Consider the following 23,403-nt stretch of genomic DNA (forward strand, 5'->3'; position numbering starts at 1 on the left):
CTGACCGGTCCCGGCGACGCCGCCTTCCAGGAGCTGTTCGGCACGGCGCACCAGAACACCCTCGTCGCGCGGATGGGCATCGAGCTCATCGAGGCGAGCGCCGAGCGCGTCGTCGCCAGGATGCCCGTCGAGGGCAACACCCAGCCGTACGGCCTGCTGCACGGCGGCGCCTCCTGCGTGCTCGCCGAGACCATCGGCTCCACCGGCGCGGCCCTGCACGCCGGCCCCGACCGCATCGCCGTCGGCATCGAGATCAACGCCACCCACCACCGCTCGGCCACCTCCGGATACGTCACCGGCGTGGCCACCCGGGCGCACGGCGGCCGGACGCTCGCCACCTACGACATCGAGATCACCGACGAGCAGGGCCGCCGCGTCTGCACCTCCCGGCTCACCTGCATGCTCCGCGACGCCTGACCGCCCACCGCCCGTCCGCGCGGGAATACCCTCCGTGACGCGGATCGCCTGCTTATAGTGGGACAGGGCCCCGCCTCCCGGACGGGAGGCGGCGGTAGGGGCTCCAGGACCCCGCGCAGGATTCCCCCTGTGCGGGGAGGGGTAAGGAAGTCACCGCGAGCGGCATCGGCGCCCGCGGGGAGACCGAGTAGAAAACGTGCGGGGTCGGGGAAGCTCCGCACGGCGCCAAAGGTCTCCCCCGGGCCCGTGCCCGCCGGCGCGGCCGGGATCGCGCGGCCCCACCAGAGCGCGTGGTCCCGGCTCCGTCATCTCCACCGGTCATCGCCACCGGTCATCTCTACCAGCCGTCTCCACCCGCGCACGCCGTACGGCCCGCACCCGGTGAGGGCACGGGCCGTACGGCGTGCGCGCGGATCAGACGTCGGTGTGCGTCGGGTCGAGCACCCGGCGCAGGAACGACTTGGTGCGCTCGTGCTGCGGCGCGCCGATCACCTGGGCGGCCGGCCCGTCCTCCACGATGACGCCGCCGTCCATGAAGACCACCCGGTCGGCCACGTCGCGGGCGAACGCCATCTCGTGGGTGACCACCAGCATGGTCATCCCCTCCTCGGCCAGCTTGCGCATGACCGTGAGCACGTCGCCCACGAGCTCCGGGTCGAGCGCCGAGGTGGGCTCGTCGAAGAGCATCAGCGCCGGGTTCATGGCCAGCGCGCGGGCGATCGCCGCGCGCTGCTGCTGGCCGCCGGAGAGCTGCGCCGGGTAGGAGCCCGCCTTGTCGGCGAGGCCGACCCGGTCCAGGTTGTCCCTGGCGACCCGCTCCGCCTCCGCCTTCCCGCGCTTCAGCACCCGGCGCTGGGCGATCGTCACGTTCTCCAGCACCGTCATGTGCGGGAACAGGTTGAACTGCTGGAAGACCATGCCGACCCGGCGCCGCGCCGCGTCGAGGTCGGCGTCGCGGTCGGTCAGCTCCAGACCCTCCACGACGACCATGCCCGAGGTGGGCTGCTCCAGCAGGTTCACGCAGCGCAGCAGGGTGGACTTGCCCGACCCCGAGGGGCCGATGACGCAGACCACCTGGCCGGGGTCGACGGTGAAGTCGATGCCCTTGAGCACCTGCAGCTCACCGAAGGACTTGTGCAGGTCACGGATCTCGACCGCGTGCCTCACCGGGATCACCGCCCCTTCCCCTGACGCCGTTCCAGTCTGGACGCGAGGTAGCCCAGCGGGATGGTGACGAGCAGGTACGTCACGCCGACGACCAGGATGGGCGTGGCGTTCGCGTGCGTGGAGGCCAGGTCGTTGCCGAACTTCGTCAGCTCCACGTACTCGCCGGAGACGCCGAGGAACAGCACCAGCGACGAGTCCTTGAGCAGGGCCACGAACTGGTTGGTCGTCGGCGGGATCACGATGCGCACGGCCTGCGGGATGATGATCGTGATCATCGCCCTGCCGTACGACATGCCCAGGGAGCGGGCGGCCTCCATCTGCCCCTTGGGCACCGCCTGCAGACCCGCGCGGAGCGTCTCCGCCATGTAGGCGGCGCCGACGATGGTCAGGCCCAGGATGCCCTGGCCGTAGGTGCCGCCGGGCACCTCGAAGCCGGGCAGGGCCAGCGGCAGGAACAGGATCATCAGGAAGATGAGCAGCGCCGGGAGCCCGCGGAAGATCTCGATGTAGACGAGCGCCAGCCACCGGTAGGGGCGGACCGGCGAGAGCCTCATCAGCGCCAGCACCAGGCCGAGCAGGAACGCGAAGACGAACCCGCCGACCGAGTAGATGAGCGTGTTCTTCAGCGCGACCGTGAACAGCTCCGGCAGCGACTCCTGGGCCACCTCCGGCTTGGCGAAGTTCTGCGCGAGGCTCGCCCAGTCGATCAGCAGGACGGCGGCGACCGCCACCGCGACCAGGATGACGTACTGGACGGCCCGGCTGATCTGCTGCTTCTTGCGAGGGCTGAGCCCGGCCCTGACGGGAGGGTTCCCGCCGGGGCCGGGCTCAGCCGTCTTCAGCTGGTCGGTCATCGATCAGCCGAGCTCGCCGGGCTTCTTGCCGAACCACTTGACGAAGATCTGCTCGTAGGTGCCGTCGGCCTTGGCCTCGGTGATCGCGTCGTTGACCGCCTTGAGCACGACGGGGTCGGCGCCCTTCTTCAGGCCGACACCGTACTGCTCACCGGTGTCGAGGCTGGCGATCAGCTCGAACTTCTCGGCGATCTCCGGCTTCTTCAGCCAGGTGAGCACGACGGGAAGGTCCTGGATGATCACGTCCACCTGGCCGGACTGCAGGCCCAGCAGCTCCTTGGGCGAGTCGGCGAACTCGCGGGGGCTGAAGCCGTTCTTCTTCGCGTGGTCCAGGCCGGTGGTCGACGCCTGGGCGCCGAGCTTGAGGTTCTTGGCCTTGACGTCCTCCAGCGAGGCGGCGCCGGTGCCCTTCTTGGCGAGCAGCGCCTGGGTGGCGTCGAAGTAGGGCACGGAGAAGTCGATGTTCGCCTTGCGCTCCTCGGTGATGGTCATGCCGGCGGCGGCGACGTCGCACTTGCCGGCCGCCATGGCGGCACCGCTCTTGATGACGGCGAAGTCGATGTCGACGATCTCCTGCGTCAGGCCCAGCTTCTTGGCCGCCAGGTCGACGATGTCGACGTCGAAGCCGACGACCTTGTCGCCCTCCTTGAACTGGAAGGGCTCGTACGGCAGGTTGGTGCACGTCGTCAGCTTGCCGGGGGTGACCAGCTTGGGTCCGCCCGCAGCCGCCGGAGCACTGGACGAGGCACCTTCGCTCGGGCTCGCGGCTGTGGTCTCGCCACCGCCGCCGCTACCGCAGGCCGACAGGCCGAGCGCACCGGCGACGACCATCGCGCCCACCGTGAGCGCGCGGCGGGAAACAAAACTCAGGCCCACAACGGCCTCCTTCGGTCAGTGTCGCTTCCTGTATGGATACCTCAGTGCAGGTGATGCTGCCTCACATCCGCAACCGCGCAGGTCACCACTGTGACACAATTCAGACAACAAGCACGGTCGCGGCTGCCATCCGGCACCACCCGATCTAGCTTGATCCCCATGCCACGCCGTACCGCACTCGCAGCCGCCGCCGTGCTCACCGTGCTGGCGACCGGCTGCTCCCCGGAGCCGGAGCGGCCGCCCCGGGCGGCCCCCAGCCCCACCTACGAGCTCCCGGCCCGCGCGGTCAGGCCCGGCGAGATCCCGGTGACCTCCGCGCCGGTCCAGGACGGCGAGATCCGCTTCCAGGTGATCGGCCTGCAGAAGGGCCTCAGCGGGTTCTTCGGCAGCCACGCCGAGTGGCAGGCCAAGGGCCAGTACGTCGTCGTGCGGATCCTCATGGAGAACCCGAACCGCGCCAACTCCCGGTTCGACGCCGGAAAGCAGCGGCTCGTCACGGCCGGCGGCACGGCCCACGCGATCGACCCGTTCACGCAGGCGATCAAGCGCCAGCCCGAGAGATTCCTCCTCGGCGCGGGGGTCAGGGTCGAGATGGACCTGTGGTTCGACGTCCCCGAGGACGCCGAGCCCACCGCCGTCCGGCTCTTCGGCGACCCGCCGCTCGGCCTGGCCCGCACGGACGGCGTCACGGTCCCCCTCCCCTGATCCGGGATCCCCGCCCAGGGGAGGGGCGGGTCCGCCGCGCCGCGGCGGACCCTCCTCCTCACGCGGTACGGCTCAGGCCCGGCTCTCCGGAGCGCCCTGGGCCGGCGGCTCGTCGTGCCCGAGACCGCCCCCCAGGTAGGCCGCCTGCACGGCCGGGTCGTTGAGCAGGTCGGACGCCGCGGCGCTCTTGACCACCCGTCCGGTCTCCAGGACGTAGGCCCGGTGGGCGAGCTTCAGCGCCTGCTGGGCGTTCTGCTCCACCAGCAGCACCGTGACGCCCCGCCGGTTGATCTCCTCGATGATGGAGAAGATCTGCTGCACCAGCAGCGGCGCCAGACCCATCGACGGCTCGTCCAGCAGCAGCACCTTCGGCCTGGCCATCAGCGCCCGGCCGATGGCCAGCATCTGCTGCTCTCCGCCGGACATCGTGCCGGCCGCCTGGTCCCGGCGCTCGGCCAGCCGCGGGAACAGCTCGTACGCCTCGGCGAGCTCCTTGCTGGAGCTGGTCGTGCGCGCGTAGGCGCCCATCAGCAGGTTGTCGTGGACCGTCATGCCGGGGAAGATGCCGCGGCCCTCGGGCGCCTGCCCGAGACCCGCGACGACCCTCTTGTGGCCGGGCATCTTGCTGATGTCCCGGCCGTCGAAGATGATCTTCCCCGAGGTCAGGCCGCGCAGACCCGAGATCGTCTTCAGGGTGGTGGTCTTGCCCGCCCCGTTCGCCCCGATGAGCGTGACGATCTCGCCCTCGTTCACCTCGACCGAGATGCCCTTGAGCGCCGCGATCTTTCCGTAGTGGACGTGGATGTCCTTGATCTCAAGAAGCATCTGCGGGAGCCCCCAAATACGCCTCGACGACCCGGGGGTCGTTCCGCACCTCGTCCGGCAGACCGTCGGCGATCTTCTGGCCGAAGTCCAGCACCGCGATGCGGTCGCTGATGCCCATGATGAGGCTCATGTCGTGCTCGATGATCAGGATGGTCCGCCCGGCATCCCGGATGTCCCGGATGAGCTGCTGCAGCGCCACCTTCTCCGCCGGGTTCATGCCCGCGGCGGGCTCGTCCAGCAGCAGCAGCTTCGGGTCGGTCGCCAGCGCCCTGGCGATCTCCAGGCGGCGCTGGTCGCCGTAGGGCAGGTTCTTGGCGTGGTCGTGCGCGCGGTGCGGGATGCCGACGAACTCCAGCAGCTCCATCGCCAGCGCGCGGCCCTCGCGCTCCGCCTTGCGGTGCCAGGGCAGGCCCAGCGCCACGCTGACCATGCCCGCGCGCTGGTGGGCGTCCGAACCCACCATGATGTTCTCGATCGCCGTCATGTTGTGGAACAGCCGGATGTTCTGGAACGTCCGGGCGATGCCCCGCTTGGTGATCTTGAAGCGCTTGACTCCGTTGATCTTCTCGCCCAGGAAGCGGACCTGGCCCTGGGTCGGCTGGTAGACACCGGTGACCACGTTGAACACCGTGGTCTTGCCCGCGCCGTTCGGACCGATGAGAGCGAAGATCTCACCCTCGTTGATCGTCAGGTTCACGTCGCGCAGCGCCGTGACGCCGCCGAACCGCATGACGAGGTCCTGCAGCTCCAACATCGTGCGGCCACCGCGCTCCTGGCCGGCCGCCGCACCCGCTTCGGTGCTCACTTGGACGCCACCTCCTCACCGTGCGACTGCGGTCCGGGGACCTCAGCTCCGAGCGTACCCATCCCGCCTGATCCCTCTTTCAGCTCCGCCTTGCGTTGCCGCGACGGCAGCAGGCCCTCGGGACGGAAGATCATCAGTGCGACGAGCACCGCACCGAAGATCAGCATGCGGTACTCCTGCAGCCCGCGGAACCGCTCCGGCAGCCACGCCACCAGGAACGCGCCCAGCATGACGCCCGGCAGGTTGCCCGCGCCGCCCATGACCACCGCGGCCAGGATCGTCGCCGACAGCAGGAACTGGAAGTCGTTCGGGTTGATCGAGATGGACTTCGCCGCCCACAGCACACCCATCGCGCCGCCGATGGAGGCGCCGATCGCGAACGCGAGCATCTTGAAGCGGAACGTCGGCACGCCCATGACCTCGGCCGCGTCCTCGTCCTCCCGGATCGCCGCCCAGGCGCGCCCGACCCGGCTCTTCTCCCAGCGCTTCACCAGGATGATCACCACGACGGCCAGCGCGACCAGCAGGTAGTAGTAGGGCCGGGGGTCCAGCACACCGTACTTGAAGATCTCGACATCGCCGATCATGATGCCCTCGATGCTCGGCGGGTGCGGGATGCCGCGGATGCCGTTCGGGCCGCCGATCTCGTCGGTGTTCCGCGCCGTGATGCGGATGATCTCACCGAAGCCCAGCGTGACGATCGCCAGGTAGTCACCGCGCAGCCGCAGCGTCGGCGCGCCCAGCGTGATACCGGACAGGGCGCAGATCCCGATGCCCACCACCATGATCAGCCAGAAGTCCCAGCCCATCCGGGTGCCCAGCAGCGCCATCGAGTAGCCGCCGACCGCGTAGAACGCGACGAACCCGAGGTCCAGCAGGCCGGCCTGGCCCACCACCACGTTCAGGCCGATGGCCAGCAGCACGAAGGTGCCGATCGGGAAGAACAGGATGCTCGCCCAGTCGGTGTCCGGCGACATGAAGGCGCCGATGCTCTCCGACGGCAGCAGCAGAGCCCCGACGATCAGGGCCGCGTAGACGATCCACCGCTGCCAGCCCGGCGTGTTCAGCCAGCGGTCGTGCATCTGGTCTGCGAAGTGGCTGAGCCGGCCACGGAAGCCTGCCAAAGGATTCTTCTCGTTCATGCGCGCGCCTGCTGGAGTGATTCACCGAGGATGCCGGTGGGGCGGAACATCAGGACCAAGACGAGGATGGTGAAGGAGATCACGTGCTTCCAGTCGGAACCGAAGAAGATCGCTCCGTAGTTCTCCACCAGCCCGAGGGCGATCCCGCCGACCAGAGCACCGCGCAGGTTTCCGATCCCTCCCAGGACCGCCGCGGTGAACGCCTTGATGCCGAAGAGGAACCCGATGAGGTAGTTCGTGTTCTCGTACGAGATCAGGTACAGCGCGCCGGCCACACCGGCCATGCCGCCGCCGATCAGGAACGTCATCCGGACGATCTTGTCGATGTCGACGCCCATCAGCACGGCCGCCTCAGGGTTCTGCGCGGTGGCACGGATACCACGGCCGATCTTCGTACGGTTCACCAGCCGGTCGAGCGCGATCATCATGCCGAGCGCCGCCACGATCACCAGCACCTGGTCCACCCGGACCGAGTGACCGAAGATCGAGAACAGCTCGGTCCGCTCCATCAACCGGGGCAGACCCATCTGGATCCGGCCCTGCTGCGGACGGTCGAAGAGGTTCGGGATGACCAGGAGCGCGAACAGCTCCTGCAGGAAGATGGAGGCGCCGATCGCCGAGATCAGCGCCGCGAGCCGGGACGCACCGCGCCGGCGCAGCGGCCGGTAGGCGATGCGCTCCAGCGCCACCGCCGTCCCCGCGGAGGCCAGCATTCCGGCCAGGATCATCAGAATGATCACACCCACGAGCGCCAGGCCCGTGAGAGCCGAGTCGATGCCCAGCACGAACGGGACGAACATCGCACCGAAAGTGCCGATCATGAACACTTCGGAGTGCGCGAAGTTGATCAGCCGCAGCACGCCGTACACCATCGTGTAACCGAGCGCGATCAACGCGTAGATCGAACCGAACGCCAGGCCGTCGATCGTCGACGGCCAGAACTGATTGATGAAGTCATTGAACACTAGGGATTACCACTTCTAGCGGGGGTCGCCTGCATTGTCCGGTAGCCGCCACTCCCAAGTGGATCTCGTGGACCACCCGGAACCGCACGGAGAGCGGGACCGCACCGCGGCGTTCCCGCTCTCCGCGCGTCAACTACCTAACCCTCTCGGAGCTCCGGACCTCAGCCCAGCTTCGCCTCCGCGGCCTTGCCGAGCAGCGTGATCACGCCGCCCTTGACCTGGTAGATGTAGATGTCCTTGGCCTCGACCTCACCGGTCGGCTGGAACTTGACCTGCTTGGAGACACCGGTGAAGTCCACCGTGGAGATGAACTGGTTGATGTCCTCAGCCGTGGTCTTACCCGCCTTGATCGCCTCGATGAAGACCGTCGCGGCGTCGTAGCCCTCGGAGGCGTAGATCGCCGGGTCGGCGCTGAACGCCGCCTTGTACGCGTCGGCGAAGCCCTTCACCTTGGCGTCCGTCACGTCCGGCGTGGCGATGTAGCAGGGGCAGCCCACGAGCGCGCCCTCGGCGTTCTCCGCACCGGCGCCCTCGATCAGACCCTTGTCCAGCGAACCGTCACCGGACAGGAACTTCGCCGTCACACCCTTGTCACGCAGCTGCTTGAGCAGGTTGCCGCCCGCCGCGTAGTAACCGCCGAAGAAGATCGCGTCCGGCTTGGCCGCCGCGACCTTGTTCACCACCGAGGAGAAGTCGCTCTCCGCCGGGTCCAGCGAGTCGTCCGTGACCGTGGCGCCCTTGGTCTTCAGCTGACCGCGGACGGCGTCCGCCAGCGGCTTGCCGTACTCCGACTTGTCGTCGATGACGAACACGTTCTTCGCCGCGGCGCCGTCGACGATGAAGTCGGCGATGCTCGGACCCTGGACACCGTCGTTCGGCAGCACACGGTGCCAGTACTTCCAGCCGTTCTCGGCCAGCTTCACATTGGTGGCGGAGGCCGAGACGCTCGGGATCTTCGCCTCCTCCAGCACCGGGCCCACCTGGGCGGACTCACCGGAGAACGCCGGACCCACCAGGCCGACGATCTTGTCGGTCTTGATGGCCTGCTGAGCCAGGGCCACCGCCTTGGACGGGTCGGCCTGGCTGTCGTACTCGACCATCTCGATCTTCACAGCCGGGTTGGTCTTGTTGTACTCGTCGAACGCGAGCTTCGCACCGTTCCGCGGCGGAATGACGATGCCGGCGTTCGCACCGGTCAGGTCACCCATGAAACCGATCTTGACAGTGCCGGCAGCGGCCCCCGTGGAGCCGCCCTCAGTCGTGGTACCCGTGTCGCCTCCGCTGCAGGCGGCGAGACCAAGAGTGAGCGCCAGACCGGCAGCAAGCACTCCACCGAGGCGAGCAGTCTTAGGCCGCAAGGTTGCCTTCCTTTCACCCGGTCCATGGTCAGGACCAGGTTCACAGATGCCCTCCCCTGGCGGAGTGGCCAGGGGGTGTGTCGGTTAGTACAGCCAGCGGATGTCACAGGTCGATACAGGACGACCCGACGTTACCGCTTCGTTATTACACCGATTCTTTTCGGCTACTGGCACAAAAGCCATGGTCACCGCCAACCTGCGATCTTTCCAGCACGACACACCGGACATGGGGAAGCCCGCGCGCATCCAGGAGGCCGCCCGGCACCGGCATGACTCCGCCGAGAAGGACGCCCCCGGCGAACCAGGACGGCACCCCCGGACACCGGAACGGCGACGGCAGGCCACACCGGCCCCACAGGCCCCGCCCCCTCCCGACACGCGCAGACCGGCCCGCCGACGCGCACCTGCCCCCGGCCGCGAGGACGGACCCCGAGATCACCGAACCCGCCGGCGACCCCACTCCCCGAACCCCCGCACCCGAAGACCCCCCGCACCCTCCGGAGAACTCACTCCCCGCCGCCCGAACCCCCCTCGGACCCGGCACCACCACTCCCGACGATGATCTGAGCCACCTCACGCATGCTCAACCGCCGGTCCATCGAAGCCTTCTGAATCCACCGGAACGCCTGCGGCTCACTCCACCCGTGCTCCGCCATCAGCAGACCCTTCGCCCGCTCCACCAGCTTCCGCGTCTCCAGCCGCTCCGAGAGCGTCCCCACCTCCCGCTCCAGCGCCGCGATCTCCTCATGGCGGCTCACCGCCATCTCGATCGCCGGAACCAGGTCCGACTTCGTGAACGGCTTCACCAGATACGCCATCGCCCCCGCATCCCGCGCCCGCTCCACCAGGTCCCGCTGCGAGAACGCCGTCAGGATCAGACACGGCGCGATCCGCTGCGACACGATCTGCTCAGCGGCCGAGATCCCGTCCAGCACCGGCATCTTCACGTCCAGGATCACCAGATCCGGCCGGAGCTCCGCGGCCAGCTTCACGGCCGTCTCCCCGTCCCCCGCCTCCCCGACGACGGCGTATCCGTCCTCTTCCAGCATCTCCTTGAGGTCGAGGCGGATCAGAGCCTCGTCTTCCGCGATCACCACTCGCCGCTGCGTACTCACGAGCAAGAGAGTACCGACGTCCGCTAGATTGGGACCACGCCGGTCCCACGACTGATCCACTTTGGGTAAGCTCGGAGCTGGCCGACAAAATCCGGACAAGTCCGCAAATATGCCCCGATATCCCAACGGCAGAGGAAATGGCCTCAAAATCCATCAAGTGTGGGTTCGAATCCCACTCGGGGCACAGTCAAGCCGCCCGGCCTTGCGACCAGGCGGCTTCCTCCGTCCTTACAGGTCCGCAGTCCCTGCAGTGACCACCCACCGGACAGGTCGGCCCGTTACCCGGGCAATCATGTCGTAGTCGCCGTCGCAGTGCAGGACAACCGCTCCGTGGCGCTCAGCGGTGGCGGCGATGACCAGGCCGGAGACCGACAGAGCTCTCCAGTTCCCGGTCGCGATGAGTCGAGTCTGGACATCCAACGCCCGATCCCATGTTTCGTCCGGAGTCGGAAGCCGGTCAATCCACGCATCTCATCGCGAATACGTTCGGCATCTTGGATGAGTTCGTGGGGCCGAAGTACTGGGGGCTGGTAGGGCGGGAGGGATTCGAACCCCCTCAGTCGAAACACCCGGTTTACAGCCGGGCCCGGCTCTCCAGCTCCGGCGCCGCTCCGTGGAGACGGCTTCAGGATGGTCTCCGCCGAGCGGCCGGGGCAACGGGTTTTCGTGCGGCCGGACGTTCCCACCTGGTCTGGGCGCGGTGCGGGGGGTCACGTCTCGTAGTGGGAGGCGTGACCCCCCGCGCCGTCGTGGGCGGGGCCGTACCCGGAAAGAGTCAGGCGGGGTGGGCGACGGCGGACCCGATGGTGTGGACGCGCAGGGCGTTGGTGGAGCCCGCGGTGCCGGGCGGGGAGCCGGCGACGATGACGACCTTGTCGCCCTTCTCGAGGCGGGCGTGGGCGAGGAGGGCGGCTTCGACCTGGCGGACCATGTCGTCGGTGTGGTGGACGAAGGGGACCTCGAAGGTCTCCACGCCCCAGGTGAGGGCGAGCTGGCCGCGGACGTGGGGGGCGGAGGTGAAGGCGAGCAGCGGGATGGGCGAGCGGTAGCGGGCGAGGCGGCGGGCGGTCTCGCCGGACATGGTGAAGGCGACGAGGGCCTTGGCGCCGACGATGGCGCCGACCTCGGCGGCGGCGCGGGCGATGGCGCCTCCGGTGGTCTCGGGGAGCCGGTCGAGGCTGTGGGTGGCTTCCAGGACGGAGTGCTCGGCGGCGGTGGCGATGCGGCTCATGGTCGCGACGGACTCGACCGGGTAGGTGCCGACGGAGGTCTCGCCGGAGAGCATGACGGCGTCGGCGCCGTCCATGACGGCGTAGGCGACGTCGGAGGCCTCGGCGCGGGTGGGCCTGGGGGCGCTCATCATGGAGTCGAGCATCTGGGTGGCGACGATGACGGGGCGGGCCTTCTCGCGGCAGAGTTCGATGGCGCGCCGCTGGACGACGGGGACCTCTTCGAGGGGGAGTTCGACGCCGAGGTCGCCGCGGGCGACCATGATGCCGTCGAAGGCTTCGATGATCTCGGGGAGGCGGTCGACGGCCTGGGGTTTTTCGATCTTGGCGAGGAGCGGGAGGCGGACGCCTTCCTGCTCCATGATGTTGCGGACGACGTCGGCGTCGGAGGGGCGGCGGACGAAGGAGAGGGCGATGAGGTCGAAGCCGGTGCGCAGGGCCCAGCGGAGGTCGGCCTCGTCCTTGTCGGTGAGGGCGGGGGCGCTGACGTTGACGCCCGGGAGGTTGAGGCCCTTGTTGTCGGAGATCATGCCGCCGATGACGACGCGTGTGGTGACGCGGGGGCCGTCGATGCGGGTGACCTCGAGGTGGACGCGGCCGTCGTCGACGAGGATGCTGTCGCCGGGGCGGACGTCCTTGGGGAGGCCGAGGTAGGTGGTGGAGACCTGTTCGCGGTCGCCGGGGATCTCTTCGGTGGTGATGGTGAAGACGTCGCCGAAGCCGAGGCGGACGGGGCCTTCTTCGAACTTGCCGACGCGGATCTTGGGGCCCTGCAGGTCGGCGAGTACGCCTACGCCGCGGCCGAGCTCGGCGGCGACCTCCCTCACCCTGTCGTAGACCTCTTTGTGCAGCTCGTGGCTGCCGTGGCTGAGGTTGAAGCGGGCCACGTCCATGCCTGCGGCGATGAGTTCGCGGAGGCGTTCGGATGAGGAGGTGGCGGGGCCTAGGGTGCAGACGATTTTCGCGCGACGAGTCACGGGTCCTACCTTAATTGGTACAGACCACTTGGGCGTGACGCGGGTCATATCACCGGTGAAAAACTCGGTTACGTAACGCTACTTCCGATTGACGGGTGGTGGGGTGGCGGCCCTCCTCCTCCGGAGGAGGTAGCCGGCCCAGGAGATGAGCACGAGGGCGGCGACGGCGAGGCGGGCCAGGTTCGTGTGCTCCTCCGGGTAGATCACTCCTTCGATGTAGTGGTCGATGAACCCGGTGGGCGGCAGGCCCTGTTCCCCGGCGTTGCGGCGGCCCCAGTCCTCGACGACGGTGAGGGGGCATTCCATTCCGGTGACGACGGAGGCGACGCCCCAGGCGGCGACGGCGAGGTGGGCCCGGATGAGGCGGGGCCGGCGCCAGGCGAGGAAGCCGCCGACGGCCATGAAGGCGAGGAAGAGGAAGTGCAGCATCATCGCGGCTTCCCCGATGAGGCGGTACATCATGGTTCCACGCTAGGCGGCGGAGGCGGGTGCGGCATCCGTGTCCCTTCCCGGGTCCGCCGTCCGTCCCGTCTCTTGGCTTCCTGTGCGGGCCCGCCGCTTCCCTGGCGGGCCTCGCCGGTGGTCTTTGCGGTCCTGCCGCCGGGGTGTCCGGCGGTCAGCGGGTGACGGTGGCGGCCTTGCCGGCGTTGACGATGCCGCGGCCGTAGAAGCCGTTGCGGGATTTCCCGCCCTCGCAGGTGTGGGTGTCGGTGTCCTCGCCGAGGCGGTAGGTGAGGGTGCGGGGTGAGGGGCAGGGTCTCCTGGTGGCGGTGGCGTAGAGCAGGCGTTCGACGTCGGCGGGGGGCATGGTGACGCCGTCGGCGGAGGGTTTCCCGAAGCGTCCGATGAGGATGGCGGCGACGCCGGTGGCGTGGGGGGCGGCCATGGAGGTTCCGGCGAGGTACTGGTAGTAGGCGCAGACGCCGCTCCGGCAGTCGCGGACCACGGCGGGGGTCTTCGGTTCGCCTGTGCCGGTGAGCAGGCCTTCCCTGCGCAGGACGTGTTCGGGGGCGGCGGCGAGGATGGTCCTGGTGATGTCGGTGCCGCCGGGGCCGTCGTACTCGTCGCCGCCGGGGGCCGCCAGGTCGGTCTGCTCGATCCCGTAGTCGGAGAAGTAGGACTTGCGTCCACTGGGTCCGGTGGAGGAGACGGAGATGACGCCCTTGGATTCGGCGGGGACGTTGAGGCAGGAGTTGTCGATGGTGCGGGTGCGTTCGGTGTCCAGGGGGTAGTCGGGGCTGGTGGTGTCGGTTCCGGGTCTGCCGAGGTCGGTGGAGCCGTTGCCGATGGCGCTGATGAGGGTGACGCCGTGGTCGCGGGCGTAGTCGAGGGCGCGCTGCATGCCGGTGATGACGCCGCGCTGCTCGAGCTGTTCGGCTTTGGAGTCGGCGGGGTTGGCCTTGCAGTTGAACAGCCAGGGGTCGATGTAGTAGCTCATGTTGACGACGTCGATGCCGTTGTCGGCGGCGTAGGTGAGGGCGTCGAGGCTGGGCTTGAGGAAGAACAGGCCGGAGTCCTGGCCGGCGCGGAGGTTGACGATCGTGGCCCTGGGGGCGACTCCGGCGATGCCCAGGCCGTTGGCCGGGGAGGCGATGGTGCTGGCGACGTGGGTGCCGTGGCCGTCGTCGTCCCGGTCGACGGGGTCCTTGCAGCCGTCGACCTCGCAGGGGCCGTCGAGTTCGGCGCCGTTGGGGTCCTCGGGTCTGTCGGTGACGAAGTTCCGGCTGCGGGCGGTGTCGAAGTTCGGTGCGATGTCGGGGTGCTTGCCGTCGACGCCGGTGTCGATGACGCCGACGAGGACGGTGCGGTGGCCGGCCGCGGTGGCGTGGGAGCCGTCGGCGGTGGCGCCGATGAGTTTCATGTCCCATTGGCGTCCGGCGAGCGGTTCGGCGCGGCTCTTGCCGAGGAGGGCTTCGGCGTCGGGGAAGGTCGCCGTGCGGGTGGCGGCGGGGCGGACGGGGGTGCGCAGGTGGGCGGCCGCCGGGCCGGGGTGGGCGGTGGCGTGGCCGATTCTCCGGTCGGAGGAGACGCCTGCGACGGCGCGGCTCGCGGCGAGGTTCTCGACGAAGCGGGTTCCGGGGCCCGCGGGGGCCTTGGCGGTGATGTAGCGGAGCCGGGGTTCGGTGGACAGGACCGTTCCACCGGCGGCGGTGATCGCTTTCAGGGCCTGGGTGTGGGCGCCTTCGGTGTAGAAGACGAGGTAGTCGCGGAGGGGTGGGGTGTGTGCCGTGGCTGCGGCGGGTTGGCCGCCTGTGGTGAGGGCGGTCACCAGGGTGACCGCCGCCGCGATGCCGGTGAGGCGCCCGCCTGCGCGTTTCATCGAGTCTCCGTGCCTGACGCTGGACCAAGGAGAAGCATCTTTCAGGCATACAGCGGGCAAAGCAACCTGAACACTTTCTTCAGGCGATATTTCCGGTACGGCGGGCATGGCTGGGGCCCGGTACGGCGTGCCGTACCGGGCGCTCCCGGGCGCCGCCCGCGGCCTCCCCGCGCCGCCGTACGGGCGGGGAGGACCGGGAGCGGCGCCGGTCAGACCAGCGGGCGGGCGGTCGGCGGGATCGCGACCGGCAGTGCGCTCTGCCCGGTGAGGTGGCGGTCGACCGCCGCGGCGGCCGACCGGCCCTCGGCGATCGCCCAGACGATCAGCGACTGGCCGCGGCCCATGTCGCCGGCGACGAACACGCCCTCCACCGCCGTCTGGTAGCCCTTGTCACGGGCGACGTTGCCGCGCGCGTCGTAGAAGCCCTCGCCGCCCTCGGCGGCCAGGTCGGTCAGGAGCGCGCCCTTCTCCGGGCCGGTGAAGCCCATCGAGAGGGTGACCAGCTCGGCCGGGATCTCCCGCTCGGTGCCGGGGATCGGCCTGAAGCCGCCCTGCGGGCCCTCCACCTCGACCAGGCGCAGCGCCCGGACGTTGCCGTCGGCGTCGCCGACGAACTCGGTGGTGGAGACCGCGTAGACCCGCTGCCCGCCGTCGTCGGCCAGCTCCTCGTGGGCGCTCTCCATCTTGAACAGGATGGGGAACGTGGGCCACGGCTGGCTGCCGGGGCGGGCCGCCGGGGGCTGCGGCATGATCTCCAGCTGGGTCACCGAGGCGGCGCCCTGGCGGATGGCGGTGCCGATGCAGTCGGCGCCGGTGTCGCCGCCGCCGATCACGACGACGTGCTTGCCCTCCGCCGAGATCGGGGACTCGGCGTGGTCGCCCTCCTGGACCCTGTTGGCCGGCGGGAGGTACTCCATCGCCTGGTGGACGCCCTTCAGGTCGCGCCCGGCGACGGGCAGGTCCCGCCACTGGGTGGCGCCGCCGGCGAGCACGACCGCGTCGAACTCCTCGCGGAGCCGGGCGGCGGTGACGTCCACGCCGACGTTGACGCCGGTGCGGAACTCGGTGCCCTCGGCCCGCATCTGCTCGAGCCTGCGGTCGATGTGCCGCTTCTCCATCTTGAACTCGGGGATGCCGTAGCGCAGGAGGCCGCCGATGCGGTCGGCCCGCTCGAACACCACCACGTCGTGCCCGGCCCGGGTGAGCTGCTGGGCGGCGGCCAGGCCCGCGGGGCCGGAGCCGACGACCGCGACACGCTTGCCGGTCCTGGCTGCCGGGACGTGCGGGGTGACCCAGCCCTCGTCGAAGGCGCGGTCGATGATCTCGACCTCGACCCGCTTGATGGCGACGGGGTCGGAGTTGATGCCGAGGACGCACGCCGCCTCGCACGGAGCCGGGCACAGGCGGCCGGTGAACTCCGGGAAGTTGTTGGTGGCGTGCAGCCGCTCGATCGCCTCGCGCCAGTCGTCGCGGTAGACGAGGTCGTTCCACTCGGGGATGAGGTTGCCCAGCGGGCAGCCGTTGTGGCAGAACGGGATGCCGCAGTCCATGCAGCGGGACGCCTGCCTGGTCAGCTTCTCGGCGGGGAAGTCCTGGTAGACCTCCCGCCAGTCGCGGATGCGCACGTCCACCGGGCGGCGCGCCGGCAGCTCGCGCCCGTGGTTCAGGAAACCCTTCGGGTCAGCCATCGGTGTTACCTCCCTTATCCCTGGACCGCGGCGGTCATGACCGCCTCGTCGATGTCCCTGCCTTCGAGCCGCGCCGTCTCGGCGGCCTTCAGGACCCGCTTGTAGTCGGTCGGCATGATCTTGCTGAAGCGCGCCGGGTTCCAGTCGGCGAGCAGTTCCTGGGCGACCGTGGAGCCGGTCTCCGCCAGGTGCGTCTCGACGATCTTCCGGAGGGCGGCGGAGTCGTCCTCGCCCAGGGCCTCGATCTCGACCATCTCGCGGTTGACCCGCGCGGGGTCGAGGTCGAGCAGGTAGGCGACGCCGCCGGACATGCCGGCCGCGAAGTTGCGGCCGGTGGGGCCGAGGACGACGACCCTGCCTCCGGTCATGTACTCGCAGCCGTGGTCGCCGACGCCCTCGACGACGGCGGTGGCGCCGGAGTTGCGGACGCAGAAGCGCTCGCCCATGACGCCGCGGACGTAGACCTCACCGGAGGTGGCGCCGTACAGGCCGACGTTGCCGGCGATGATGTGGCCGTCGAGCGGGGCCGCGTCGTGCGGCCGGACGGTGATCCGGCCGCCGGACAGGCCCTTGGCGAGGTAGTCGTTGGCGTCGCCGGTCAGCCGGAGCGTGACGCCCTTGGGCACGAAGGCGCCGAAGGAGTTGCCGGCCGAGCCGGTGAACCGCACGTCGATGGTGTCGTCGGGCAGGCCCGCGCCGCCGTACCGCTTGGTCACCTCGTGGCCGAGCATGGTGCCGACCGTGCGGTTGACGTTGCGGATGGGCAGTTCCAGGGTGACCCGGCGGCCCTCGTTGAGGGCGCCCTCGGCGAGCTGGATCAGGGTGTTGTCCAGGGCCGCGTCCAGGCCGTGGTCCTGGGCGATCCTGCGGCGCAGCGCGGCTCCGGCGGGCAGCTCCGGACGGTGCAGGATCGGCGAGAGGTCGAGCCCGGCGGCCTTCCAGTGGTTCTCGGCCGAGGCGGTGTCGAGCAGCTCGGCGTGGCCGATGGCCTCGTCCAGGGAGCGGAAGCCCAGCTGGGCGAGGTACTCGCGGATCTCCTCGGCGATGAACTCGAAGAAGTTGACGACGAACTCGGGCTTGCCGCTGAAGCGCCTGCGCAGCTCGGGGTTCTGGGTGGCGACGCCGACCGGGCAGGTGTCGAGGTGGCAGACGCGCATCATGACGCAGCCGGAGACGACCAGCGGGGCGGTGGCGAAGCCGTACTCCTCGGCGCCGAGCAGTGCGGCGATGACCACGTCGCGGCCGGTCTTGAGCTGGCCGTCGACCTGGACGGTGATGCGGTCGCGCAGGCCGTTGAGGAGCAGCGTCTGCTGGGTCTCGGCCAGGCCGAGCTCCCAGGGGGCGCCGGCGTGCTTGAGGGAGGTCAGCGGGGAGGCGCCGGTGCCGCCGTCGTGGCCGGAGATGAGCACGACGTCGGCGTGGGCCTTGCTGACGCCCGCCGCGACCGTGCCGACGCCGACCTCCGCCACGAGCTTGACGTGCACGCGGGAGGCGGGGTTGGCGTTCTTCAGGTCGTGGATGAGCTGGGCGAGGTCCTCGATGGAGTAGATGTCGTGGTGCGGCGGGGGCGAGATGAGGCCGACGCCGGGAGTGGAGTGCCGGGTCTTGGCGATCCACGGGTAGACCTTGTGGCCGGGGAGCTGGCCGCCCTCGCCGGGCTTGGCGCCCTGGGCCATCTTGATCTGGATGTCGTCGGCGTTGACGAGGTACTCGCTGGTGACGCCGAAGCGGCCGGAGGCCACCTGCTTGATGGCGGAGCGGCGCTCGGGGTCGTACAGGCGCTCGGGGTCCTCGCCGCCCTCGCCGGTGTTGGACTTGCCGCCCAGCCGGTTCATGGCGATGGCGAGGGTCTCGTGGGCCTCCATGGAGATGGAGCCGTAGGACATGGCGCCGGTGGAGAAGCGCTTGACGATCTCGCTGACCGGCTCGACCTCGTCGATGGGGATCGGCTCGCGGACGCCGTCGCGGAACGTGAACAGGCCGCGCAGCGTCATGAGCTTCTCCGCCTGGGAGTCCACGAGGTCCGTGTACTCCTTGAAGATCTCGTAGCGGCGGGTGCGGGTGGCGTGCTGCAGCTTGAAGACGGTCTCGGGGTTGAACAGGTGGGGTTCGCCCTCGCGGCGCCACTGGTACTCGCCGCCGACCTCCAGGCGGCGGTGGGCGCGGACGGAGCCGCCGGCGCGCGGGTAGGCGCGGCGGTGCCGTTCGGCGGTCTCGGCCGCCAGGACGTCGAAGCCGACGCCGCCCAGGCGGGAGGTGGTCCCGGCGAAGCAGGTGTCGACGACCTCCTGGCCGAGGCCGAGCGCCTCGAAGATCTGCGCGCCGGTGTAGGAGGCGACGGTGGACACGCCCATCTTGGACATGACCTTCAGCACGCCCTTGCCGTACGCCTTGATGAGGTTGCGCACGGCCTTGTCGCGGTCGACGGCCAGGACGCCGGAGCCGACCATGTCCTCGACGGTCTCGATGGCGAGGTAGGGGTTGACCGCGCCGGCGCCGTAGCCGATGAGCAGGGCCATGTGGTGGCACTCGCGGGCGTCGCCGGTCTCGATGACGAGGCCGACGCGGGTGCGGGTCTTCTCGGCGATGAGGTGGTGGTGGACCGCGCCGGTGAGCATCAGCGACGGGATCGGGGCGAGGGCGTCGGTGGAGCCGCGGTCGGAGAGCACGATGATGCGCGCTCCGCCGGCGATGGCCTCCGAGACCTCGGCGCGGATCTCCTCCAGGCGGCGCAGGAGGGCCTCGCCGCCGCCGCCGACCTCGTACAGGCCGGAGACGACGTGCGGCTGGAATCCGGGGAGGGCTCCCTCGTCGTTGATGTGAATGATCTTGGCGAGCTCGTCGTTGTCGATCACCGGGTATGGCAGGACGAGCTGGCGGCAGGAGGCCGGGCCCGGGTCGAGCAGGTTGCCCTCGGGGCCGAGGGTGCTGGCCAGGGAGGTGACGAGCTCCTCGCGGATGGCGTCCAGCGGCGGGTTGGTGACCTGCGCGAACAGCTGGCTGAAGTAGTCGAACAGCAGCCGGGGCTTCTCGCTGAGCACGGCGACGGGGGTGTCGGTGCCCATCGAGCCGATCGGCTCGGCGCCGGTCTTCGCCATCGGCGCGAGGATGATCCGCAGTTCTTCCTCGGTGTAGCCGAAGGTCTGCTGCCGCTTGGCGAGGGCCTCGCGGGTGTCGCCCTCGACACCGTCGGGAAGGACGCCGCGGGTGCGGGCGGGCAGCTCCTCGAAGCGGACCAGGCCGGCGTGGAGCCACTCCTCGTACGGCTGCGCGGCGGCGAGCTCGGCCTTGATCTCGCCGTCCTCGATGATCTTGCCGCGGGCGGTGTCGATGAGGAACATCCGGCCGGGCTGGAGGCGGCCCTTGCGGACCACGCGCTCGGGGTCGATGTCGAGCACGCCGGCCTCGGAGCCGAGGACGACGAGGCCGTCGTCGGTGACCCAGAACCGGCCGGGGCGCAGGCCGTTGCGGTCGAGGACGGCGCCGACGAGGGTGCCGTCGGAGAAGCTGATCGAGGCGGGACCGTCCCAGGCCTCCATCAGGGAGGCGTGGAACTCGTAGAACGCCCGCCGCGCGGGGTCCATCTCGGTGTGGTTCTCCCACGCCTCGGGGATCATCATCAGCACCGCGTGCGGCAGCGAGCGCCCGGCGAGGTGGAGCAGCTCCAGGGCCTCGTCGAAGGAGCCGGTGTCGGAGCTGTCGGGGTCGCAGATCGGGAACAGCCGCGACAGGTCGCCGGGCAGGTTCGCGGTCGCCAGCATGGCCTCGCGGGCCCGCATCCAGTTGCGGTTGCCCTGGACCGTGTTGATCTCGCCGTTGTGGGCGACGTACCGGTAGGGGTGCGCCAGCGGCCACGACGGGAAGGTGTTGGTGGAGAAGCGCGAGTGGACCAGCGCGATCGCGGTCTCGTAGCGCTCGTCGCTCAGGTCGGGGAAGAACGGCTCGACCTGGCCGGGAGTGAGCATGCCCTTGTAGACGATGGTCCGGCTGGACAGCGAGGGGAAGTAGACGTCCACCTCGTGCTCGGCCCGCTTGCGCAGGCAGAAGGCCAGCCGGTCGAGGGCCAGGCCCGTCTCGCCGCCGGGGGAGGCGACGAAGAGCTGGCGGAAGAAGGGCATCACGGCGCGGGCGCTCGGCCCGGGCAGCTCGCGGTCGACCGGGACGTCGCGCCAGCCGAGGACCGTCAGGCCCTCCTCGGCGGCGATCTCCTCGATCATCCGCACGGCGATCTCGCGGGCCTCGGGGTCGGAGGCCAGGAAGGCCATGCCGGCGGCGTAGGCGCCGGCTGCGGGCAGCGGGAAGTCCACCGCCGCGCGGAGGAGGGCGTCGGGGATCTGCGTCAGGATGCCGGCGCCGTCGCCGGTGTCCGGTTCGCTACCCTGGGCCCCCCGGTGGTCAAGGTTGCACAGTGCCGTCAGGGCCTTCGCGACGATCTCGTGGCTGCGTCGTCCGGCCACGTCGGCGACCATGGCGACACCGCAGGCGTCATGCTCGCGTGAAGGGTGGTACAGGCCCTGGGGCTCGGGAAAGCCGAGGCGGGCAGCAGGCATTGAATCCCTCCCGTCGTCTTCTGCTTCGTCTAGGCAAGCAAAGGGACGACGTTGGCCCTGCTGCGTGGTGTGTAGACATTACCGTACCCCGCCGGAAACCTGCCTACCCGGTCCACATAACGACCATTTCACACCAGTTTCCGCTATTGACTCAACGGGCGCCGGGAGCAGGCCATTCCCTGCCGGACCTCTAGGGTTGGGGTCATGGACGGGATCGAGGAGCTGCTCGGGCAGGCCGGGGTGGACGGCAGGCGGCTGCGGACGGCGCTGGCCCTGCTGGGCGGCGGGCGGTGGTGGACGCTGGCCGAACTGGTCCGCGAGACGGCGACCTCGCGGCGGGCGGTCGAGGGCCTGCTGCGGGCGGTCGAGCTGGAGCGTTCCGGTGACCGGTTCCGGCTCCGCGAGCCGCTGCCCGGCATGGCGGGCGGGACCCCGGCCCCCGCCGACCCGGTGGCGCACCTGCTCGGCGGGCACGCCGGGCTGCTGGACCGGATGGAGAGGCTGGTCGCCGGGGCGCCCCGCGGCCGCCAGGCGCTGGACCACGTGGCCGCGACCGCCGAGACCGTGGTCCGGCGGGCGCTGCTGATGGAGGCCCGGTTCTGGCTGCCCGGGGCCCGGCTGCTGTGCGTCGGCGACCACGACCTGACCTCGCTGGCGACGGCGATGCTGCAACCGCGCGCCGAGGTCGCCGTGGTCGACGTCGACGAGCGCATCCTCGCCTACATCGCCGAGCAGGCCGCCCGGTACGGGCTGAACGTCCGGACCCGCTGGGCCGACCTGCGCCTGGGCCTGCCCGCCTCGGTGCAGGGCTGGGCCGACCTGGCGATCACCGACCCGCCGTACACGCCGGAGGGCGTCGGGCTGTTCACCGCCCGCGCGGCGGAGGGGCTCGGCGACCGCGAGCGGGGCCGGATCCTGCTGGCGTACGGCGCGGGCGAGCACACCCCGGCGCTGGCGCTGAAGGTCCAGCACGAGCTGGGCCGGCTCAACCTGGTCAGCGAGGCGATCTATCCCGACTTCAACCGCTACCACGGCGCCGAGGCCATCGGCTCCGCCGCCGACCTGTACGTCCTGCGGCCCACCACCAAGACCTGGCCCGCCGTCGCCGCCCGCGTCGACGCCCTGGGCACCGCCATCTACACCCACGGCCCGCAGTCCGTCGAGTCCCGTCCCGCGCCCGCCGCGCCGGCTGAGGCCGGCGACGGGTTCGAGCCGGCGGTGCTGGTGGGCGAGTGGCCGAGGGACGTGCTGCCGAAGGTGCCGCGGGCCCGGCTGGCGACGTGGCTCGCCAAGCCGTACGCCACCGATCCCGCCCAGGTCGCGATCGCCGTGCCCGCCGGGCTGGAGGCCGCGCTCCCCCGCCTGCTCCTGGCCACCCGCGCCCGGCGGATCCGGATCACGCTGGCCGCCCCTCCCCGCGACCTGCCCGCCGGGCTGCTGTCCCCCGTCTACGAGCTGTCCGTCGGCGGGACGACGGTCCACGCCGTACGGCGGGCGCTCCCCGGCGCGGGCGGAGACGCCGACGGGGACCGGGTGCTCCGCCGCGTCCTCGACAACGCCCACGGCAAGCTCGCCAACACCTGGCGGGAGGCCCTCATCAGGGTCCGGGGCGAGCTGACCAAGAAGCAGGCCAGGGCGGTCATCGCGGAGATCGCCCCCTGGGCGGAGGACGTCACCGTCCTGGAGCTGCCCGCCCACCGCCTGGCGGAACTGCCCGCCGCGGTGGCGCGCTCCCTGGAGCGGTCCCGCGACCTGGCGGAGGCCGGCGGCGACGCTAGACCAGCCGCTTCTGGATCGCCAGGCTGAGGCCGTCGACCGCCAGCTGCGGATAGGTCAGGTCCACCTGCGCGCCGGCGCCCACGGGGGCGACCCAGCTCACGGTGGCGTAGTGGCCCAGCGCCCGGGCCTGGGCCCAGCTCCGGGAGGCGTCGAGGCCTTCGGGCGTGCCGGGCGCGGGCCGTACGAACCCGCCGTCCTTCAGCGCCGCGACGAACCGGTCGGCGGCGGCGGAGTCGGCCAGGTTGAAGATGAGGAACTGGCCCCAGACCCGCCCGTCGGAGGTCAGGTAGTGGGCGCGCAGCGCCTGGCTGCATCCGGCGACGGCGGCCTGCGCGCCGCCCCACACGGCCTCGGCGCAGTCGGCCAGGGCCTCGGTGCCCTTGCTCGCCATGGTGGTCCCGCCGGAGGCGATCTCCTCCGCGGGGAAGATCTCGGCGACGGTCAGCGGCTCGGGGTCGAGCTCGCGGGTGGCGATCGGCGCGTAGTGGCCGCTGCTCGGCGCGCCGCGGAAGGTGGCCGCGCGCGGATCGGCCGGCCCGCCGGCCGGCCACCACCAGAACGCCGCCGCCCCGGCGGCCACGAGTACGGCGACGACGGCGATCCACTTGCGCATGGACCCCGAGCTTACCGG

18 protein-coding genes and 2 tRNA genes are annotated in these 23,403 nt (G+C 70.5%); 4 read left to right on the plus strand and 16 right to left on the minus strand.

Translation table 11 applies throughout. The features are described from left to right. The first annotated feature begins 33 nt into the window (after positions 1-33). Positions 34-417 carry a PaaI family thioesterase gene (locus FHS22_RS19855; RefSeq protein WP_260408115.1) on the plus strand — a complete coding sequence of 128 codons (384 nt, stop codon included), beginning with the start codon at positions 34-36 and terminating at the stop codon, positions 415-417. A gap of 414 nt (positions 418-831) precedes the next feature. Here FHS22_RS19855 and FHS22_RS19860 read toward each other — a convergent pair whose 3' ends face one another. From FHS22_RS19860 to FHS22_RS19870, 3 genes are read right to left on the minus strand one after another with little or no spacing between them, the layout of a single operon-like run. Beyond that, positions 832-1,593, minus strand: coding sequence for an amino acid ABC transporter ATP-binding protein (locus FHS22_RS19860; protein WP_338047838.1), 762 nt, complete (start codon positions 1,591-1,593; stop codon positions 832-834). Beyond that, the gene (locus FHS22_RS19865; protein ID WP_184943716.1) at positions 1,590-2,438 is read right to left on the minus strand and encodes an amino acid ABC transporter permease; all 849 of its coding nucleotides are present in this window, start codon (positions 2,436-2,438) and stop codon (positions 1,590-1,592) included. The genes FHS22_RS19860 and FHS22_RS19865 overlap by 4 nt, the downstream gene beginning before the upstream one ends. 3 nt (positions 2,439-2,441) lie before the next feature. Then, positions 2,442-3,314, minus strand: coding sequence for an ABC transporter substrate-binding protein (locus FHS22_RS19870; RefSeq protein WP_338047839.1), 873 nt, complete (start codon positions 3,312-3,314; stop codon positions 2,442-2,444). 159 nt (positions 3,315-3,473) lie between these two features. On the opposite strand from FHS22_RS19870, the gene FHS22_RS19875 reads away from it, so the two are divergent. Continuing rightward, a complete protein-coding gene (locus FHS22_RS19875) occupies positions 3,474-4,019 on the plus strand; it encodes a DUF4352 domain-containing protein (protein WP_184943717.1) in 546 nt (181 codons plus the stop codon). Between the two features lie 72 nt (positions 4,020-4,091). Here the strand turns inward: FHS22_RS19875 and FHS22_RS19880 are convergent, their stop codons facing one another. The 6 genes from FHS22_RS19880 to FHS22_RS19905 form a co-directional block, all read right to left on the minus strand. Further along, positions 4,092-4,844 carry an ABC transporter ATP-binding protein gene (locus tag FHS22_RS19880; RefSeq protein WP_184943718.1) on the minus strand — a complete coding sequence of 251 codons (753 nt, stop codon included), beginning with the start codon at positions 4,842-4,844 and terminating at the stop codon, positions 4,092-4,094. Further along, the gene (locus FHS22_RS19885) at positions 4,834-5,649 is read right to left on the minus strand and encodes an ABC transporter ATP-binding protein (RefSeq protein ID WP_338047840.1); all 816 of its coding nucleotides are present in this window, start codon (positions 5,647-5,649) and stop codon (positions 4,834-4,836) included. The genes FHS22_RS19880 and FHS22_RS19885 overlap by 11 nt, the downstream gene beginning before the upstream one ends. After that, the gene (locus FHS22_RS19890) at positions 5,646-6,773 is read right to left on the minus strand and encodes a branched-chain amino acid ABC transporter permease (RefSeq protein WP_345097523.1); all 1,128 of its coding nucleotides are present in this window, start codon (positions 6,771-6,773) and stop codon (positions 5,646-5,648) included. The genes FHS22_RS19885 and FHS22_RS19890 overlap by 4 nt, the downstream gene beginning before the upstream one ends. A gap of 14 nt (positions 6,774-6,787) precedes the next feature. Next, positions 6,788-7,756: a branched-chain amino acid ABC transporter permease gene (locus FHS22_RS19895; protein ID WP_184943720.1), complete on the minus strand. Its 969-nt coding sequence runs from the start codon at positions 7,754-7,756 to the stop codon at positions 6,788-6,790. 161 nt (positions 7,757-7,917) lie between these two features. Then, on the minus strand, positions 7,918-9,084 hold the full coding sequence (locus FHS22_RS19900) for a branched-chain amino acid ABC transporter substrate-binding protein (RefSeq protein ID WP_338047841.1): 1,167 nt from the start codon (positions 9,082-9,084) through the stop codon (positions 7,918-7,920). A gap of 536 nt (positions 9,085-9,620) precedes the next feature. Continuing rightward, complete coding sequence (locus FHS22_RS19905; protein ID WP_184943845.1) at positions 9,621-10,211, minus strand: response regulator; 591 nt, start codon at positions 10,209-10,211, stop codon at positions 9,621-9,623. A 129-nt stretch (positions 10,212-10,340) separates the two neighbouring features. Here FHS22_RS19905 and FHS22_RS19910 point away from each other — a divergent pair. After that, positions 10,341-10,413 (plus strand) — tRNA-Leu (locus FHS22_RS19910). Positions 10,414-10,757: 344 nt separating this feature from the next. Here FHS22_RS19910 and FHS22_RS19915 read toward each other — a convergent pair. The 6 genes from FHS22_RS19915 to gltB all read right to left on the minus strand — a co-directional run bounded on the left by FHS22_RS19915 (position 10,758) and on the right by gltB (position 20,993). Then, a tRNA-Tyr gene (locus FHS22_RS19915) sits at positions 10,758-10,842 on the minus strand. Between the two features lie 162 nt (positions 10,843-11,004). Continuing rightward, positions 11,005-12,435, minus strand: a complete 1,431-nt coding sequence (gene pyk / locus FHS22_RS19920; RefSeq protein ID WP_184943722.1) for a pyruvate kinase — start codon at positions 12,433-12,435, stop codon at positions 11,005-11,007. A gap of 78 nt (positions 12,436-12,513) precedes the next feature. Then, positions 12,514-12,897, minus strand: a complete 384-nt coding sequence (locus FHS22_RS19925) for a DUF2784 domain-containing protein (protein ID WP_184943723.1) — start codon at positions 12,895-12,897, stop codon at positions 12,514-12,516. A 154-nt stretch (positions 12,898-13,051) separates the two neighbouring features. Further along, the gene (locus FHS22_RS19930) at positions 13,052-14,755 is read right to left on the minus strand and encodes a S8 family peptidase (RefSeq protein WP_184943724.1); all 1,704 of its coding nucleotides are present in this window, start codon (positions 14,753-14,755) and stop codon (positions 13,052-13,054) included. Between the two features lie 209 nt (positions 14,756-14,964). Next, positions 14,965-16,443, minus strand: a complete 1,479-nt coding sequence (locus FHS22_RS19935) for a glutamate synthase subunit beta (protein WP_184943725.1) — start codon at positions 16,441-16,443, stop codon at positions 14,965-14,967. 14 nt (positions 16,444-16,457) lie between these two features. Next, the gene (gene gltB, locus FHS22_RS19940) at positions 16,458-20,993 is read right to left on the minus strand and encodes a glutamate synthase large subunit (protein ID WP_184943726.1); all 4,536 of its coding nucleotides are present in this window, start codon (positions 20,991-20,993) and stop codon (positions 16,458-16,460) included. Between the two features lie 204 nt (positions 20,994-21,197). Here gltB and FHS22_RS19945 point away from each other — a divergent pair, with 204 nt between their 5' ends. Beyond that, positions 21,198-22,799, plus strand: coding sequence for a bis-aminopropyl spermidine synthase family protein (locus tag FHS22_RS19945; protein WP_184943727.1), 1,602 nt, complete (start codon positions 21,198-21,200; stop codon positions 22,797-22,799). On the opposite strand, the gene FHS22_RS19950 is transcribed toward FHS22_RS19945, so the two are convergent. Continuing rightward, on the minus strand, positions 22,768-23,385 hold the full coding sequence (locus tag FHS22_RS19950; RefSeq protein ID WP_184943728.1) for a hypothetical protein: 618 nt from the start codon (positions 23,383-23,385) through the stop codon (positions 22,768-22,770). The genes FHS22_RS19945 and FHS22_RS19950 overlap by 32 nt on opposite strands. Between the last annotated feature and the right edge of the window lie 18 nt (positions 23,386-23,403).

It is taken from the genome of Thiemannella venezuelensis, from assembly GCF_014203605.1.
In the GTDB taxonomy this organism is placed as follows: Bacteria; Actinomycetota; Actinomycetes; order Streptosporangiales; family Streptosporangiaceae; genus Planomonospora_A; species Planomonospora_A venezuelensis.

What these genes read in the sequence shown, in the direction of transcription:
- FHS22_RS19945 (WP_184943727.1), top strand. Translation starts at nt 21,198, where the DNA reads ATGGACGGGATCGAGGAGCTGCTCGGGCAGGCCGGGGTGGACGGCAGG.
- FHS22_RS19935 (WP_184943725.1), bottom strand. Translation starts at nt 16,443, where the DNA reads ATGGCTGACCCGAAGGGTTTCCTGAACCACGGGCGCGAGCTGCCGGCG.
- FHS22_RS19950 (WP_184943728.1), bottom strand. Translation starts at nt 23,385, where the DNA reads ATGCGCAAGTGGATCGCCGTCGTCGCCGTACTCGTGGCCGCCGGGGCG.
- FHS22_RS19880 (WP_184943718.1), bottom strand. Translation starts at nt 4,844, where the DNA reads ATGCTTCTTGAGATCAAGGACATCCACGTCCACTACGGAAAGATCGCG.
- FHS22_RS19925 (WP_184943723.1), bottom strand. Translation starts at nt 12,897, where the DNA reads ATGATGTACCGCCTCATCGGGGAAGCCGCGATGATGCTGCACTTCCTC.
- FHS22_RS19930 (WP_184943724.1), bottom strand. Translation starts at nt 14,755, where the DNA reads ATGAAACGCGCAGGCGGGCGCCTCACCGGCATCGCGGCGGCGGTCACC.
- gltB (WP_184943726.1), bottom strand. Translation starts at nt 20,993, where the DNA reads ATGCCTGCTGCCCGCCTCGGCTTTCCCGAGCCCCAGGGCCTGTACCAC.
- FHS22_RS19865 (WP_184943716.1), bottom strand. Translation starts at nt 2,438, where the DNA reads ATGACCGACCAGCTGAAGACGGCTGAGCCCGGCCCCGGCGGGAACCCT.
- FHS22_RS19875 (WP_184943717.1), top strand. Translation starts at nt 3,474, where the DNA reads ATGCCACGCCGTACCGCACTCGCAGCCGCCGCCGTGCTCACCGTGCTG.